The sequence below is a fragment of the Modestobacter sp. VKM Ac-2978 genome, assembly GCF_026968025.1.
In the GTDB taxonomy this organism is placed as follows: domain Bacteria; phylum Actinomycetota; class Actinomycetes; order Mycobacteriales; family Geodermatophilaceae; genus Modestobacter.
Map to the genome: position 1 here is coordinate 383,533 of NZ_JAPVBP010000005.1, position 15,911 is coordinate 399,443.

13 protein-coding genes are annotated in these 15,911 nt (G+C 74.2%); 5 read left to right on the forward strand and 8 right to left on the reverse strand.

The genetic code is table 11. From position 1 onward, the window contains the following. The first annotated feature begins 42 nt into the window (after positions 1 to 42). A complete protein-coding gene (locus O2W53_RS14940) occupies positions 43 to 1,203 on the forward strand; it encodes a hypothetical protein (RefSeq protein WP_269163842.1) in 1,161 nt (386 codons plus the stop codon). An 88-nt stretch (positions 1,204 to 1,291) separates the two neighbouring features. Here O2W53_RS14940 and O2W53_RS14945 read toward each other — a convergent pair whose 3' ends face one another. The 3 genes from O2W53_RS14945 to O2W53_RS14955 are packed head-to-tail and all read right to left on the reverse strand — an operon-like array spanning position 1,292 to position 7,364. Continuing rightward, positions 1,292 to 1,999, reverse strand: a complete 708-nt coding sequence (locus tag O2W53_RS14945; protein ID WP_269163844.1) for a BPL-N domain-containing protein — start codon at positions 1,997 to 1,999, stop codon at positions 1,292 to 1,294. Positions 2,000 to 2,001: 2 nt separating this feature from the next. Continuing rightward, positions 2,002 to 3,354, reverse strand: coding sequence for a heparan-alpha-glucosaminide N-acetyltransferase domain-containing protein (locus tag O2W53_RS14950; protein WP_269163846.1), 1,353 nt, complete (start codon positions 3,352 to 3,354; stop codon positions 2,002 to 2,004). A gap of 2 nt (positions 3,355 to 3,356) precedes the next feature. Beyond that, positions 3,357 to 7,364, reverse strand: a complete 4,008-nt coding sequence (locus tag O2W53_RS14955; protein WP_269163847.1) for a Pls/PosA family non-ribosomal peptide synthetase — start codon at positions 7,362 to 7,364, stop codon at positions 3,357 to 3,359. Positions 7,365 to 7,754: 390 nt separating this feature from the next. On the opposite strand from O2W53_RS14955, the gene O2W53_RS14960 reads away from it, so the two are divergent. Both O2W53_RS14960 and O2W53_RS14965 read left to right on the forward strand, forming a co-directional pair. Further along, a complete protein-coding gene (locus tag O2W53_RS14960) occupies positions 7,755 to 8,489 on the forward strand; it encodes a 4'-phosphopantetheinyl transferase family protein (protein ID WP_269163848.1) in 735 nt (244 codons plus the stop codon). 224 nt (positions 8,490 to 8,713) lie between these two features. Next, positions 8,714 to 9,322 (forward strand): TPM domain-containing protein, encoded by a 609-nt coding sequence (locus tag O2W53_RS14965; protein WP_269163850.1) that lies wholly within the window; start codon positions 8,714 to 8,716, stop codon positions 9,320 to 9,322. A 16-nt stretch (positions 9,323 to 9,338) separates the two neighbouring features. On the opposite strand, the gene O2W53_RS14970 is transcribed toward O2W53_RS14965, so the two are convergent. The 5 genes from O2W53_RS14970 to O2W53_RS14990 all read right to left on the reverse strand — a co-directional run bounded on the left by O2W53_RS14970 (position 9,339) and on the right by O2W53_RS14990 (position 14,280). Continuing rightward, entirely contained in the window at positions 9,339 to 10,274 is a 936-nt protein-coding gene (locus O2W53_RS14970; protein WP_269163851.1) for a glycosyltransferase family 2 protein, read from the reverse strand. Next, the gene (locus O2W53_RS14975) at positions 10,271 to 11,122 is read right to left on the reverse strand and encodes a glycosyltransferase family 2 protein (RefSeq protein WP_269163852.1); all 852 of its coding nucleotides are present in this window, start codon (positions 11,120 to 11,122) and stop codon (positions 10,271 to 10,273) included. The genes O2W53_RS14970 and O2W53_RS14975 overlap by 4 nt, the downstream gene beginning before the upstream one ends. 62 nt (positions 11,123 to 11,184) lie before the next feature. Further along, positions 11,185 to 12,207: a prenyltransferase gene (locus O2W53_RS14980; protein ID WP_269163853.1), complete on the reverse strand. Its 1,023-nt coding sequence runs from the start codon at positions 12,205 to 12,207 to the stop codon at positions 11,185 to 11,187. Positions 12,208 to 12,238: 31 nt separating this feature from the next. Then, positions 12,239 to 13,012: a class I SAM-dependent methyltransferase gene (locus tag O2W53_RS14985; RefSeq protein ID WP_269163854.1), complete on the reverse strand. Its 774-nt coding sequence runs from the start codon at positions 13,010 to 13,012 to the stop codon at positions 12,239 to 12,241. Beyond that, entirely contained in the window at positions 13,006 to 14,280 is a 1,275-nt protein-coding gene (locus tag O2W53_RS14990) for a glycosyltransferase family 4 protein (protein WP_269163855.1), read from the reverse strand. The genes O2W53_RS14985 and O2W53_RS14990 overlap by 7 nt, the downstream gene beginning before the upstream one ends. A gap of 64 nt (positions 14,281 to 14,344) precedes the next feature. On the opposite strand from O2W53_RS14990, the gene O2W53_RS14995 reads away from it, so the two are divergent. Together O2W53_RS14995 and O2W53_RS15000 are read left to right on the forward strand one after the other, a co-directional pair. Continuing rightward, positions 14,345 to 14,638: a Dabb family protein gene (locus tag O2W53_RS14995; RefSeq protein WP_269163856.1), complete on the forward strand. Its 294-nt coding sequence runs from the start codon at positions 14,345 to 14,347 to the stop codon at positions 14,636 to 14,638. 152 nt (positions 14,639 to 14,790) lie between these two features. Beyond that, a complete protein-coding gene (locus O2W53_RS15000; RefSeq protein ID WP_269163857.1) occupies positions 14,791 to 15,891 on the forward strand; it encodes a DUF4192 domain-containing protein in 1,101 nt (366 codons plus the stop codon). Positions 15,892 to 15,911: the final 20 nt, after the last annotated feature.

A 15,911-nucleotide genomic window follows, 5' to 3' on the forward strand; every position in this document is an offset into this window, starting at 1 on the left:
ACCGTCCGCACCCAGATGGCGGACGCTCGGAGAGGTCTCTTCTTGTCCAGACGTCACACCCGGAGTGGCCATGGCCGCCGCTTCCTGTCCGCCCTCACCACCCGCAGCGGCCGGCGGGCGCGGACCGGCCTCGCCGCCGCCTTCCTGTGCGTGACCGCCACGTTCGGGGCCACCAGCGTCGCTGACAACTCACCCGTCGCGTCGCCGGTGAGCAACGTCCAGCCGCAGGCGGAGACCGCGGTCCAGGTCGAGGCCGCCCGAGCCGAGAAGCCTGCGCGGAACTCCGAGCGGGCACGTCGGGGCACGCAGAAGCCGGCGCCCACGGCGACCGCCCCGGCCCCGGCACCGGCCCCGGCACCGGCCCCGGCTCCGGCACCCGCCCCGGCCCCGGCTCCGGCCCCGGCACCCGCCCCGGCCCCGGCCCCGGCTCCCGCTCCGGCACCCGCCCCGGCTCCGGCCCCTGCCCCGGTCGCCACCACCCCGACGAAGTCGGCTCCCACGGCGCCGCTGACCAACCGGACGACGTCCTTCAGCGCCGCGGGGTACACCGCCGACTACCGCGTCTTCGCCGAGGGCATCGACCCCGCGAAGCCGATCGGCCTGCTCGTGTACGCCGACGGCACCGGCGAGTACGGCGTCGAGAACCCGACCCAGTCCTACGCGATCGGCGGGGCGAAGGGGCTGGCCGCCGTGGCCAAGGCGCGCAACATGGTGCTCGTGGCGCCGTTCAGCCCGAACCGTTCCTGCCAGTGCTGGGAGCAGGGGGACGCGGTTGGGTACGCGAAGTACCTGGCGGCGCTGATCGCCGAGACGAAGGCCCAGTACGGCGCCGGAGAGCTGTGGTTCTCCGGCTACTCGTCGGGTTCGCAGGCGGCGACCCGATTCGTCTTCCCCGCCCACCCGGGGTTGTGGTCCGGCGGCGGCGGGGTCATCGCGATCGGCGGCGGTGGCGCACCGGCAGGTCGGGTCACCATCCCCGCGGACGTGAAGGCGAAGGTCGCGCTGCGCTGGGACACCGGCGCCCTGGACACGGGCGCCGGCGGTGGGTTCAACGCGCTGTCCGGTCCCTACGGTGCGCAGGCCGGGGAGCGGTGGTACGCGGCCCAGGGCCTCGACACCCGACTGGTCGCCCCCGCCGGGGTCGGCCACAACCGGTCCGGGCAGTTCGGCGCCATCGTGGCCGCCTTCCTCGACGAGCGCTGAGCCGGCAGCTCCACCACGTCGCACGACACAGGCCACCGCAGGGAGCTCGGGCTCCCTGCGGTGGCCTGTGTGCTGTGCTGGGTCGTGCTCAGCGGGCCGGGGCGACCTGACCGAGCTGCATCACCCGGTCGACGAGGTCCTGGGTGAGGTCGGCCCCCAGGTCCGCCGGCACGGGCAGGCCACAGTCGGTGAACCAGTCCGGCGTCGCCTCCGGGTGCGGCCCCACGACGCCGACCGCACCGGCTCCGAAGGGTGCGACCACCGCGGCGGGCAGCCCGTTCTCGTAGGTGGCCAGCACCTCGGCCGGCCCCCGGGTGGGGTCGAGGTCGAACCAGGCGCCGTCCTGGAAGAACACCTCTCGGCGGCGGCCGTCCCAGATCACGGTGGCCACCGTGTCGTCGGTGTGCGTCGGCCACGCCCCCGGGGAGGCGATGAACTGATCGGTGTCCCCGGGCAGGAGCCCGAAACCGGGTGTCTCCCCGGCGAGGTAACCGCCCAGGCAGAAGCCCAGGTAGCGGCCCCCGCCGGCGACGTAGTCACGGACCGCCGGGGCCTGGCGGCGGAGCTTGCGCCAGGCCTTGTCCAGCTCGCCGCCGCCGGGCTGGGCGTACAGGACGGCGGAGGCGAGCACCGCCGGCTCCAGCGCGAGGCGCTCCTTCGGCCCGACGAACCGGACGTCGAGGTCCCACCGGCTCCGCGTCAAGGCACCGGCCACCGCCTCCGGGCACCCGGCCGTGGAGGCCGGGCCCCGGTAGACCAGCGCCGGCCGCCGATCACCGCCGCCACGCCCGAACACGATCAGCTGCCGGTCGTGGTGGCCGGCGCCCGGTGGGCGCGAGATGACCCCAGCACCTTCCGGCGCACGGCGTCGGTGACCCGCCAGACGAGCTCCTCCAGGGGCCCGCGCAGGTGGCTCCGGTTCCAGACCAGGGCGAAGGCCACCAGGACGGCGACCTGCACGATCAGGTTGAGGACCCCGCGGGGCAACGGCGAGGCGACCAGCAGCAGGTGGGCGCTGTACAGGGTCAGCGTCATGCTGCCGGCGGCGGCCAGCGGGCGCAGCAGCGGCTGCAGGCCCCGGCCGAGCAGCAGGCACGCGCCGAGCACCGCCAGCGCCACCCCGATGGTGAAGGTCAGGTCGAGCGGGCTGCCGCTGTGCGGCGCCATGGCCGCCAGCCACCACGGGCTGTTGGTCGGCGTCGTCCCGGACGGCCCCCAGGTCAACGTGTCCTGGTAGAGCTCGAACTCCATGGTCTGCAGCGCGTCCACGCGCAGCCGGCTGCCGAGGCCGCCGGCGGTCAGCAGCAGCATGGACACCAGGCTCGAGGCGAGTGCGAGCCCCAGGCCGATCAGGGTGAGCTGGCCGACGACCCGCCGCGAGGCGAGCACCGCCCGACCCACTGCCATGCCGGCCAGCAGGTAGGCGATCCAGACCAGGGCGGGGAACACCCCGGTGAGGGTCAACCGGGACAGCAGCCCCAGCGGGTCGGTGACCAGGTCGGTCAGCGTCGGGTTGGCCTCGGTGACCGGCGTCATCTCACTGCGCAGCCCGTAGCTGACCAGCGGCATGACGAGCGCTGCGATCGCCGCCGCCACCACCAGGCCGCGGGTGGACAACCGCAGGAACGGGATGGCCAGGGCGAACAGCACGCCGTAGTAGGCGAGGATCACCGCGGCGTCGCCCGTGCCGACGACGTAGCCGAGCGCGAGGCCGATCGCCGCGATGATCACGGCGCGGGTCAGCAGCGACAGCGCGCCGGCCCGCCAGGCCAGGCCACTCGGCGGCCGGCGCCCACCGGTGGAGAAGGCGATGCCGACGCCGGCGAGCAGGGCGAACAACGCCGAGGCCTTGCCGTTGGACAGCAGCCAGGCCCACGACACGTCTCCGTCGGCGGTGGCCGCGGGGATCAGGTGGACCGACATCATGCCCACCAGGGCGACGCCGCGGGCGGCGTCGATCCCGACCAGGCGTGCCTTCGGGCGCCGGGGCGCCGCGGCCGGCGGACCCGCGGGGGTGCCCTCGGCCGGGGTGCCGGCGACGTCACCCGGCTGCGCGGGGGCACAGCTGTGCGGCAGGGCCGCTGCCGTCGCCGTCGGGACCTCCGGGGGCAGCGGGGCCACGAAGTTCCGGTGCGCGCTGGTCTGCGACACGGTCACACCTCCCGGCTGTTCGACGCGGTGCTGAGCTCACGGCTCTCGGTGGTCGGGTTGTCGATCATCGGGCTGTCGAGGGACGGGTCGTCCCGCACCGGCAGCGTGCTGGCCGGGGCGCGGCCGACCTTCTGGGCGGGGATGCCGCTCCAGGCGGTGCCGGCGGGCAGCACCTCGCCCTTCATCACCAGGGAGAGGTCGGCGAGCGTGGCGTCCGCCTCGATGATCGAGCCGTAGAGGACCACGGACTTGTCCCCGACGCTGGCCCGGTCCCGGATGACGATGTGGTCCATCTTCATCACCCGGTCCTCGAACAGGTGGGTCTGCAGCGAGGCGTTGGTGCCCACGGAGACGTCGTCGCCCAGGGTCACCAGGTCGAACTCGGTGAGGTAGGTGGTGTCGATGAGCGTCCGCCGGCCGATCTTCGCCCCGTAGAGCCGCAGCAGCGGGCCGAGCAACGGGGTGCCGGTCAGCCAGGTCAGCAGCGCCGGGACGGCGGCCGCCTCGTAGATGCCGGTGACGAACTCGGTGCGGCGCACGAACCCGCTCCACAGGGGACGGACCCGCGGCTTGTACCGGCCGACCATGGCCCACTTGAGCAGGGCCACCGCCACCACGACGGTGAGGCTGGACAGCAGCGCGATCAGCGGTGCCACCACCACGGTGACGAGCGCGTTCTGGTTCGCCGCGAGCAGTGAGACCCCGTACAGCGTGGCGAACATCGCCAACGCGAGGATCGAGCTGGGCAGCACGATCCGCAGGAACTCGATGGCGTACCGAGCGCGGACCCGGCGGCGGCTGGGCGTGAAGGTCTCCGCCTCGGTGTACTCCTCGAACATCTCCCGGCGCGGCAGGTTGATCGGCGGGGAGCCCAGCCAGGAGCTGTTCGCCTCGACGCCGGTGGTCGGCGGCACGCTGCGCACGCCGATCAGCGAGCCCTCGCCCAGGTGCGAACCGGAGGGGATGAAGGCGGCGTTGCCGACGAAGGCGCGCGCGCCGACCTCGGTGACCTGGAAGGCCACGTGCCCGTTGGCGTAGGTGGCGCTGCCGACGCTGGCCATGTCAGCGACGAAGCTGCCCTCACCGAGGGTGAGCAGGTCGGGGTCGATGTTGGCGATCGTGGAGACCTCGGCGCCACGACCGACCTTGGTGCCCATGGCCCGCAGCCAGATGGAGGTGTACAGCGTCGCGTACATGCTGTTGTTGAGCATCAGGCTCATCTCGAGGAGCTTGTCGCCCAGCCACTTCTCCAGCCCGAGCTTGGAGCGCACGTGGTGCACCCCCGGCGGCGTCTCCGTCAGGGCGAGCCGACGGGAGCCCAGGATGAGCGCGCAGGAGGCTGCCACGAAGACCGGCCCCGACAGCGCGGTGGCGAGGATGGCGGCGCCCAGCCCGAAGGTGAGCAGCACCCACCAGACCAGCGCCACCACCGGCAGGAGCACGAGGAAGGGCAGCAGCTCCAGGAGCCCGATGCCGGCGGCGAAGCCGGTCCGCAGCTGACGCGACCAGGTGGTCGGTGCCGCGGTGCAGCCGGTCATCAACGCGAGCACCGGGTCGGTCGGCTCGGTCGAGGCCTGGGCCGGTGACCCGGCCCAGGTCGCCCCGGCGGGAACGACCTGGCCGGCGGGCAGCAGCGACTGCTCGCGCAGCACGCCGCGGTCCTCGACCGCCGAGCCGGCCTCCAGCAGCGACTGCGAGCCGAGGGTCGCCCCGGCACCCACGGAGACGACCCCGAGGGAGAGGACGCCGTCGGCGATGCGGTGGCCGTGCAGCTGGGTGCCGTAGCCGAGGGTCGCCCCGGGGCCCACGTCCAGCATCGCCGGGAGGCTGATCTCCGACGTGCCGATGTGGCAGTCGTCGTCGATCCGTGCTCCGGCCAGGCGCAGGTAGGTGGCCGCCCACGGCGATCCGCTCAGGACCGTCAGGGGGGAGATCACCATCAGCTTCTGGATCGTCCAGACCCGCAGGTGGGTCCAGCTCCACAGCGGGTGGTCACCGGGCTGCAGGCCACGGGAGAGCAACCGGGAGCCGACGACCGGCAGCACCCAGCGGACGACGAGGAAGAACGCCGGCAGAGCGAGGGCCAGCTGGAGCACGAGGGCGACCGAGGGCTCCCCGTCGTTCACGGCGTAGACCACCGCGGCCGGGAACAGGAAGAGCAGGACGATGCCGTAGAAGGTGGCGAGCTGGGCGCTGCCGAAGGCGGCGACCCGGCGGCGGGAGGACTGCACCGGGCGGCGCAGGTGCGGCTCGGCGACGGCCTCTCCGGCCCGGGCGTCCTCCTCCAGGTGCGCGGCCAGCGAACGGACCGTCGGGTGCCGGTAGAGCTCGAGGATGGACAGCCCGGCGCCCAGGTCGCTGGAGCGCATCGTGGAGATGATCCGCGCGGCGAGCAGCGAGTGGCCACCCAGCGCGTCGAAGAAGTTGGCCTCCACCGACACCGATCCGCCAGGCAGACCGAACGCCTCCTCCCAGATCCCGGCCACCCACGCCTCGGTGGGGGAGTCCGGGGGCACGTGGGCCCCGGTGTCCCGCATCAGGCGCGGGCCCTGCGGCTCCGGCAGCGCCTTCCGGTCGGCCTTGCCGCTCGGCAGCATCGGGATGGTGTCGACGACGTCGAGGAAGGCCGGGACCATGTAGGGCGGCAGCTGCGCCAGGACCAGGTCGTGCAGCTCGGCGACGAGGCCCTCGGCATCGTCCCCAGGGCGGGGGATCACGTAGGCGGCGAGCTCCCCGCCGGTCTCCGCCTCCAGCAGCGTGACGACCGCGGCGGTGACCCGGTCGTGCTGCAGCAGCATCCCCTCGATCTCCTGGAGGTCGACGCGGTGGCCGCGGACCTTGACCTCGCTGTCGGCGCGGCCGAGGTACTCCAGCTCCCCGTCGGGGAGGAAGCGCCCGAGGTCGCCGGTGCGGTAGAGCCGCTCGCCGGGGAAGCCGTTCGGGTCGGGGAGGAAGCGGTCGGCCGTCAGGTCGGGGCGGTTGACGTACCCGAGAGCCACCCCGGGGCCGCCGACGCAGATCTCGCCGACCTCACCGTTGGCCACCGGCCGGCGCTCGTCGTCCAGCAGGGTGACGCGGTAGGTGGGCAGCGGCCGCCCGATCGTCACCGGCTTGCCGGGGTACAGCTCGGCCATCGTGCAGGTGACCGTGGTCTCCGTCGGCCCGTAGGTGTTCAGGATCCGGCGGCCGGGGCCCCACCGGTCGACGAGCTCGCGCGGGCAGGCCTCGCCGCCGACGTTCACCGTGCGGATCAGCGGGAGCGTGCGGTCGAGGGTGGCCAGCACGGTGGGGACGCAGTAGATCATCGTGATCTCCTGCTCGGCCAGGAAGTCGGCCAGCCCCGAGCCCACCCGGCGCCCGTCGGTGGGCCCGGCGACGAGGGTCGCGCCCACCGCCCAGGTCGGCCAGATCTCCTCGATGGAGAAGTCGAAGGCGATCGTCATGCCCTGGTAGACCCGGTCGGTCGGCTCGACGCCGTACAGGACCGGCACGATGCCGATGAAGTTGCAGATGCTCGACTGGGCGATCTCCACGCCCTTGGGGCGGCCGCTGGAGCCCGACGTGTAGATGATGTAGGCGACCGGGTCGCCGCCGGTCTCCAGGCCGGGGCGCCAGCTCGGGGCACCTGCGAGGGCGCCACCCAGCTCGTCCAGGTACACGGGCGGGCAGGGGATCCCGGCGCAGGTCGCCGCGAACGACGAGGTCGTGACCACCATCCCGAGTTCGGAGTCCTCGGCGATGTACTGCACGCGGTCTGCCGGGGCCGCCGGGTCGATGGGGACGAAGGTCGCCTCGGTCTTCGTCACCGCGAGCAGGGCGACGTAGGTGTTGACCGAGCGGTCCAGCAGGATGCCGACCCGGACACCGGCCCGCACACCGAGGCCGAGCAGGTGGTTGGCGAGCCGGTTGGCCCGCTGGTCGAGGTCGGCGTAGCTCAGGCGCTCGCCGTCGCACTCCAGTGCCGTCGCCGAGGGTCGCTCGTCGCAGGTCCGCTCGAAGAACTGGGACATCCGCGTCGTGTCGTGCTGCGGTCGGGACGGAGCCCCAGCGACGTTGTCGGAGAAGGAGAAGCGTCGGCTCGTGGAGTCGACTTCCGGGTCTCTGGGGGTGGTGAAGCCTGGGATGAAGTCCCGGCTGTCGCTCTCCGTCGCCATCGACTCGCTCTCATGGTTGACAATCAGGAATTGTGTCCGACGCTAGGGAGAAGCACAGGCTCCTGCCACTCATTCCGGGTGAACTCACATTTATTTCTGCGGTGTTAACTCACCGTGTTCGACCAATTCCTGAGCGTTCAACTTCGTTAAACATGAGTGCAAAGATCAATTCTTTGCGCAATTGACCGTGTTCGGACAGTCACAGCACACGTCGCTGCGCCGACGTGTCGGCCGGGAGGGGGACTGGTGTTCGCTCGCCTGCGCCGGGCACCTGCTCGGCGACCCCTGGTCGTCGTGGCCACCCCCACCGAGGTCCTCGCAGACGGCGACGCCGGCCTGCTCGGAGCCGCCGAACGGCAGCGCAGCGCGTCCCTGCGGGACCCGGCGGACCGGGCCGCCTACGTCGCCGCGCACCTGCTGGTCCGCCGATGCGCCGCTGCGCTCAGCGGACGACCGGTTGTCGACCTGGCCGTGCAGCAGTGGTGCGCCGACTGCGGGACGGCGGGACACGGACGTCCCTCGATCGCGGGCTCCCCGGACGTCCACGTCAGCTGGGCGCACAGTCGCGGCGTGGTGGTGGCGGCTGCGTCGTGGCACCCGGTCGGGGTGGACGTCGAGACGTTCCCGCCGAACGGGTCCGTAATCGGCCGGTTCCCCGGGCTCACCCCGGCCGAACAGTGGCAGCTGCGCTCGGCGGCGGACCCGTCTCTGCTCGCCCTCCGCCACTGGGTCCGCAAGGAGTGCCTGGTGAAGGCCGGGGCGGCGACGCTGGACGGGGTGCACCGGATCGACCTGTCCCGGGTGGTCGAGCGCACCGACCGGGCCGGGCGGTCGGTGAGCCGGTACCGCGGTCTGCGCCTGGTCGACTGGTGCGACCCGACGCGACGGGCGCTGGTGGCCGTCGCGGGGGCAGGCGTCCCCGCGGTCCGTCCATCCACCGATCTGGCGGCGGTGCACCGGAAAGGGCCCGTCGGGCACTGAGTGAGCCCGGGCACATTACCAGGACATTTCGCTCACTCGTGGTCACCGAACGCTGACTCGATTGCGCGGGCGCTCCGCGTGTTCGCGAAATGGACGACCATTCGCTGCAGCGCACTCCGCAGTCGATCAGGCTCGCCGACAGGGGAAACGACCTCTCCGGCCGCACGTCGCCGAGAGCCGTCGTCCACCCCGCTGTCCGTTCCATCGATCCAGAGGAAGTGTGTGTGCGCACGCGCATCGCGTTGTTGGTCGTCCTGATCACCGGGTCGTTGCCCGCCGGGATCGCGATGGCCGAGCAGCCGGTGGCGGTCGACGCACCGATCACGGACGAGGCCGGCGTGCTCGGCGCGGACGCCCGAGCGGCCGAGCGCGCCGTGGCCGAGCTCCGCCGGGAGGCCGGGATCGCCCTGTCCGCGGTCTTCGTGCCCTCTTTCGACGGTGCGACCGACGACGCCGACTGGGCCGAGCTGACCGCGATGCGGTCCGAGCTCGGTGCCGAGGAGGTGCTGCTGGCCGTCGCGACGGACACGGCCGCCTACGAGTGGTGGATCGGTGAGGAGTCGACGTTGCAGCCGGACGCCGTCGAGGCCCTGATCGACGAGGACGTCGAGCCCGCCGTCGTGGACGGGGACTGGTCAGGCGCGGTGGTCGCGCTGGCCGACGGGCTGCAGTCCACCGACGTCGTCGACCCGGCCATGCCGTCGTGGTCACCGGCGAGGACGGCAGTGGTCGTGGTCGTCCTCGCCGGGGTGCTGACCGCGCTCTACCTCGTCTCCCGTCGCGGCTCCCCGGCGGGCCGGGACTCCGACGCCACGTCGGCCCAGCCGAGCTGACCGGCTGGGTCGTCGCTCAGCTCACGTAGCGGCGGGCGCTGGAGCTGCGCTGAGCGTGTTCCAGGGCAGCGAACCGGGCCTCCGCGTGCGGGGGCAGCACCCTCCGCTCGCGCAGCACCCAGGGCAGGCCGCGGGCCGCGGCGAGCAGCCCCCGGGCGGTGACCCGGTCGCGCGGGACGGTGCGCAGCAGGTGCACGGTGCGTCGCAGCGCGGGCCGGAACGGGCGGCGCAGCCACGTCGTCCACAGCGTGTTGCGGATGCCGTCCTGTCTCCGCTTGTGCGGGTCGCGGGCGGTGCTGGCCTGGTGGTGGATCGCGATCGTGGACAGGTAGCAGAGCTCCCAGCCGGCCGCGGCCAGGTCCCCGGCCATCAGCTCCTCCTCGCCGCCCAGCCACAGGCGCTCGGAGAAGCCGCCGACCTCGGTGAACGCCTCCCGGCGCAGCACGCTGGCACCGGCCAGGAAGCTGCCCAGCGCCGGTCCGGGCAGCCAGTCGGCGCCGACCACGGGGGAGTCGCGCAGCTCGGCGACGATCGGGTCCTCGACACCGCCGGGCTCGACCAGGATCCGGGCGGTGACCACGGCCAGCCGCGGGTGGGCGTCCAGCGCGTCGGCCGCGGTGCGCAGTGAGCCCGGGTCCCACCAGGTGTCGTCGTCGCAGAAGGCGACGTACGGGGTGTCCAGCCGGGCCACGCCCAGGTTGCGGCCGACCGCACCCAGGTTCTCCGGGCTGGCGATCAGTTCGACCCAGGCGTGCTGGGTGCGCACCGCGTCGGCGGTTCCGTCGGTCGAGCCGTTGTCCACGACGACCACGTGCGGCTGCTCGGGCAGCTCCCGCAGCCGGGACAGCGCCAGCACCAGCTCGTCCCGGCGGTCGTGGGTGATGACGACGACGGCGACGCGGGGGTCCCGGCCGTTGTCCGGGGCCACCGGTCCGGTCGGCTCGCTCGTCATGCCGCCAGCTCCCGGACCCCGGCCATCACGTGCCGGGGGAGCACCCGCCGGTTGCGCAGGGCGGCGGGGACCCGGGGGACCGCCCCGGCGAGTCCCCGCCAGCCCGGACGGCCGGCGCGCGCGCTCCTGACCAGCTGGCCGGCGACGTCGCGCAGCGGGTAGCGCATGAGTGCGGTGAGCACGCGGCTGCGCCAGATGCCCGCCTGTCGGGCGGTGCTGGGCTCCCGGTGGGTGGAGGGGTGGTGGTGGACGGTGACCTCGTCGACGTAGGCCAGTCCCCAGCCGGCGGCTGCGAGGTCCAGCGCCAGCCGCTCCTCCTCCCCGGGGAAGCGGACGACCCGGTCGAACCCGCCGACCGCGGTGAACGCCTCGGTCCGCACCAGCGCGGCGCAGGCGACGAAGCCGAGCAGCGACGGGCCGGGCAGGTCGGGCTCGGTGCCCAGCGGACTGTCGGCCATCTCGGTGCAGACCGGGTCGAGCTGCTCCGCGGAGCCCACCAGGATCCGGGCGGCGAGCAACCCCAGCCGCGGGTGCGCGCGCATGATCTCCACCCCGCGGGCCAGGTCGCCCGGCGCCCACCAGGAGTCGTCGTCGGTGAAGGCGACGAAGGGCGTACCGGCGCGGGCGACGCCGACGGTGCGGGCGACGGCGCCGGTGTTGCGGTCCAGGGGGACGACGGTGACCTCCGGGTGCGCGGCCCGCACCGCGGCGACCGTGTCGTCGGTGGAGGCGTTGTCGACCAGCACCACCGGGGCCTCGTGTCGGGGCAGGCTGGCCAGCAGGTCGTCGCGGCGGTTGCGGCTGGCCACCACGCAGGTCACCGCCGGGGTCCTGGGCTCTGTGCGCACCGGGTGATCGTGCCCGACGGGTCGGAGCGTCAACCCAGGGCCTCCGTCACCCAGGGCCTCCGTCACCCCAGGGCCTCCGTCACCGCAGCGCGGTCCAGCGCAGCCGGGTCGGCGAACAGTGCGGCGCCCGGCCCGGTGCCGGCGATGGCGTCGGCGGCCAGCACCACGGCGGCTGCCGTCCAGGTGGTGCGCTCGACCGGCCAGCGGGCGTCGTCGGCGTAGACCAGGCCGGTCCAGTACGAGCCGTCCTCGGCCCGCAGGTGCTGCATGGCGGCCAGCTGCTCCGTCGCGTCGGCCGGCCGGCCGGCGGCGGCGAGCGCCAGCGCCAGCTCGCAGGTCTCCGCACCGGTCACCCACGGCCGGTCGGCGACGCACCGCACGCCGAGCCCGGGGACGACGAAGGTGTCCCAGCCGGCGGACAGTCGCGCCTCGGCCGCGGGACCGGTGAGCGCACCGGCGAGCACCGGGTAGTACCAGTCCATCGAGTACCGGGACCGGTCGGCGAACGCAGCGGGCTGGTGGCGCAGTGCCCGGCCGAGGTCCGCGGCGGCCAGCTCCCAGTCCGGCCGGGCCGCACCGACCAGGTCGGCCAGGGCGATCCCGGCGCGCAGCGCCTGGAACAGGCTCGCGTTCCCGGTGAGCAGGGCCGTGTCGTCCGGCGTCCCGTCCGGGCGCAGCGCCCAGCTGATCGCCCCGGTGGCCAGTCGCATCGTCGTCACCAGGTCCAGTGCCCGGCGCACCGTGGGCCACAACCGGTCGACCGTCCCGGCGTCACCGGTGCACAGCCAGGAGTGCCAGACCCCGACGGCGAGGTAGCCCGCGTGGTTGCTCTCCACCGCCGGGGCGACGACGGCGCCGTCCCGGTACTCGGCGGCCCAGGAGCCGTCGGCGCGCTGCCGCCCGGCCAGCCAGTCGTAGGCGGCGACGGCACGGTCGTGCTCCCCGCCGACGTCGAGCGCCATCGCCGCCTCGACGGAGTCCCAGGCGTCCAGCTGCCCACCGCGGAACCACGGCAGGGCGCCGTCGGCGGACTGCTCGGCGGCGATCGCCGCCACGGTCCGGCGCACCTGGTCGGCGGTGAGCACGCCGGGGACCTCGGGCAGCGCCGGTCTGCCCTCAGGCACTCGCGAGGGCCCCGCCGGTGGTGGCGGCCTCTCCCGCGGCCGTCCCCGCTGCCGAGGCTGCCGGCTTGTCGGCGTAGAGGACGAGGCTCTTGCCGAGCAGCGGGTCCAGCAGCCGTTCGGCGGTCCGGGTCAGCCAGGGGCGGCGCACCAGGTCCCAGACCAGCAGCCGGTGGTAGCCGCGGACGAGCGCGGTGTCCCGGTCGACCCCGACCGCGCACTTGAGCCACCAGTACGGGGCGTGCAGGGCGTGGGCGTGGTGGGTGTCGGTCGGCCGCAGCCCGGCGCCGGCGAGCCGTTCCCACAGCTGGTCGCCCCGGTAGATGCGGATGTGCCCGCCCTCGTTGGCGTGATAGCCGTCCGACAGGGCCCAGCAGATCCGCTCGGGGCCGTACCGGGGCACGCTCACCGCGACCCGACCACCGGGCTTGAGCACCCGGGCGATCTCGGCCAGGGCCGTGCGGTCGTCGACGATGTGCTCGAGCACCTCCGAGGCGATCACCCGGTCGACGCTGGCATCGGGGACCGGCAGGCAGCGCAGGTCGCCGCGTGCCACCCCCGCGGACGCGCCCGCTGGGGCCTCGCCGGCGGCGGCGATCGCACCCAGCCACTCGGCGGTGGTGGCCACCTCCTGCTGCCCCCAGTCGACCGCGAGGACGCTCGCCCCGCGCCGGTAGGCCTCGAACGCGTGCCGGCCCTCGCCGCACCCCAGGTCCAGCACCCGCATGCCCGGCCGGACGTCGAGCAGGTCGTAGTCGACGGTCAGCACGGACGGCCTCCCAGGGTGGACGAGAGCGCTCGGCGGTCGAGCACCTCGCCGTACCACTCGGCCGTGCGCTCGGCCGTACGCCGCCAGGTGTAGGAGCCCAGCACCCGGGACCGCCCCGCGCGGCCCAGCTGGTCGCGCAGCGACGGGTGGTCCAGGACCAGCCGCAACGCCTCGGCGAGCCGGCCGACGTCACCCGCCGGCACCTGCACCCCGGCGTGCGACCCGACGACCTCCGGGAGGGCACCTGCGTCGGTCGTCACCAGCGGCGTGCCGCAGGCCATCGCCTCGACCGCCGGGAGCGAGAACCCCTCGTACAGCGACGGGATGGCCACCACGGTGGCGGTCTGCAACAGCCGTACCAGCTCCTCGGTCGGGATGGACCCGGTGAAGTGGACCGCATCGGTCAGGCACAACCGGTCGAGCGCGGCGGCCGCGGGCCCGCCGGGCCGGGCCGTGCCGACCACGGTGAGCCGCACGTCCTGCTCGGTGCGCAGCTTGGCCAGTGCCTCCAGCAGGTGGACCAGGCCCTTGAGCGGGACGTCGGCGCTGGTGGTCACCACGATCCGGGCGGCCTCCCGGACGGCGGGCTCGGCCGGGGGCCGGAACACGTCCGGGTCGATGCCCACCGGGATGACCTCGACGTCGGCGGTCGGGACGCCCATGTGCCGGGTGATGTCCCGGCGGGAGCTCTCCGAGACGGTGGTGAGGCCGTCCAGCCGCTGGGCCACCCGGCCCTGCATGGTGGTGAAGCCGTACCAGCGGTGCAGCGTCAGCCGCCGGCGCAGGCCGGGCGCCGCGGCGAGGTCGAGGTCGCGGTCGATGGCGACCGGGTGGTGCACCGTGGCGACGGTGGGCAGCCCTCGGCGACGCAGCTGCAGCAACCCGTAGCCCAGCGACTGGTTGTCGTGTACCAGGTCGAAGTCCGCGGTGCGGCGGCCCAGGAGCCGGGCGGCACGCAGGCTGAAGGTCAGCGGCTCGGGGAAGCCGGCCGTGCACATCGCCAGCCACTCGGCCACGTCGACCGGGCTGGTGAACTCGCTGGGCCGCGGGGTCCGGAACGGGTCGGGCTCGCGGTAGAGGTCCAGGCTGGGCACCCGGGTGAGCGGCACGCCGTCGGCCAGCTCCGGGTAGGGCTGGCCGCTGAGCACCTCGACCCGGTGCCCGAGCTCGCGCAGCTCCCGCGACAGCGCCCGGACGTACACGCCCTGCCCGCCACTGTGCGGCTTGCTGCGGTAGGACAGCAGTGCGACCCGCAACGACCGTCCCATGACCGGACTGTAACGAGGGCGCTCCGGTTGGCCGGTGCCCGGACCGGCCTGGCAGGGTGCGCTCATGCTGCGCCACGTCGTGCTGTTCACCTGGACCGAGGACACCTCCCCGCAGACGCGCGAGGCCACGGTCGCCGCGCTCGGCCGGTTGCCCGAGGAGGTCGGTGGGATGACCTCCTTCGCGGTCGGTCCCGACGCCGGGCTCGTGGACGGGAACGCGCACACCGCACTGGTGGCCGACTTCCCCGACGTCGAGGCGTTCCGCGCCTATGCCGCCGACCCCCGGCACCTGGCGGTGATCGCCGAGCACGTGAAGCCGCACCTGGCCAGCCGGTCGGCGGTCCAGTACGAGGTCTGAGGCCGGCAGCCCGGCCGCTGGGGTGAGGTGCACGCCGGGAGGGTGCGTCGGGCGGTGGCCGTGCTGCCGGCCGCCGTCCACAGTCCGCGCCGCCGTCCACAACCTCGCTCCGGCCGGCCCGGATCGGCACCGGGCGCACCAGGGTCGAGCTCATGGCCGATCCGCAGGAGCCCCTGACCATCCGTCTCTCCGACCCCGGGGAGGTGGTCGCGGCGCTCCCGCACCTGCTCGGCTTCCGGCCGCGCGAGTCACTGGTGCTGATGAGCCTGCGCGGGTCGCCGGACCAGCGGGTGGGGCTCACCGCCCGGGTCGACCTGCCGCCGCCCGAGCACCGCAACCAGGTCGTCTCCGGCCTGGTGCGCTCGCTGCTCACCGACGGGCCGACGGCGGCGCTGCTCGTGGTCGTCTCCGAGGCCGCCGACGAGCCGGCGACCCCGCTCGGCGGGCCTGACGCCCTCCCTCAGGCCCCGGCCGAGGACCTCGCGCACCGGGACCTCGTCCACGAGGTCGTGCTGGCGCTGGACGCCGTGGACGTCCCGCTCCGTCAGGCTCTCCTGGTCCGGCGGGAGCGCTGGTGGTCCTACGACTGCCCGGCGGCGTGCTGCGCGCCGGAGGCAGGCACCCCGCTGCCCACCGGCACCAGCGAGCTCGCCGTGGCCAGCGTGGTCGACGGGCAGGTGGTGGAGGAAGAACGGGCAGCGCTGGTCCGGCGGATCGCGCCGGTCGGCTTCCTGGCGGCGGAGGCGATGGCCCGGGCCTGCGACGAGGTGGGGGACGCGCTGGCGCGGCGGACGGCCGAGCTGGGCTGGGACGTCCTCGTCGAGGAGGGCTGGGCGGCCGTGCTGGCGGCGGTCGAGGCAGCCGGCCCCGGCGAGGAGGGGGGTGCGGGCGCGCGGCTGTCGGACCACGAGGTGGCCCGGCTGGCCTGGGGTCTGCGCGACCACGACCTGCGGGACCGGGCCCTCACCCTCGCGCTGGGGGAGTCCGCGGCAGCCGCCGAGGCGTTGTGGACCGAGCTGACCCGTCGGTCGCCGGCGCCGCTGGACGCGGCGCCGGCGACCCTGCTGGCGGTCAGCGCATGGGTGCGCGGCGGCGGGGCGCTGGCCAACGTCGCGCTGGAGCGGGCCCTGCGGAGCGAACCCAGCTACACCTTCGCCGGGTTGCTGCGTTCAGCGCTGGACGCCTGCCTCGCACCGGCTGAGATGCGCCGGCTCATCCGGCAGGCCAGCGCGCCGCTCGACACCCGGTGGTGAGCGGCGCGCTGGCATCGGAC

Excerpts from the sequence above, each read along its gene's own strand:
- O2W53_RS14955 (WP_269163847.1), bottom strand. The coding sequence starts at position 7,364 with ATGTCCCAGTTCTTCGAGCGGACCTGCGACGAGCGACCCTCGGCGACG.
- O2W53_RS14970 (WP_269163851.1), bottom strand. The coding sequence starts at position 10,274 with ATGACGAGCGAGCCGACCGGACCGGTGGCCCCGGACAACGGCCGGGAC.
- O2W53_RS14990 (WP_269163855.1), bottom strand. The coding sequence starts at position 14,280 with ATGGGACGGTCGTTGCGGGTCGCACTGCTGTCCTACCGCAGCAAGCCG.
- O2W53_RS14995 (WP_269163856.1), top strand. The coding sequence starts at position 14,345 with ATGCTGCGCCACGTCGTGCTGTTCACCTGGACCGAGGACACCTCCCCG.
- O2W53_RS15000 (WP_269163857.1), top strand. The coding sequence starts at position 14,791 with ATGGCCGATCCGCAGGAGCCCCTGACCATCCGTCTCTCCGACCCCGGG.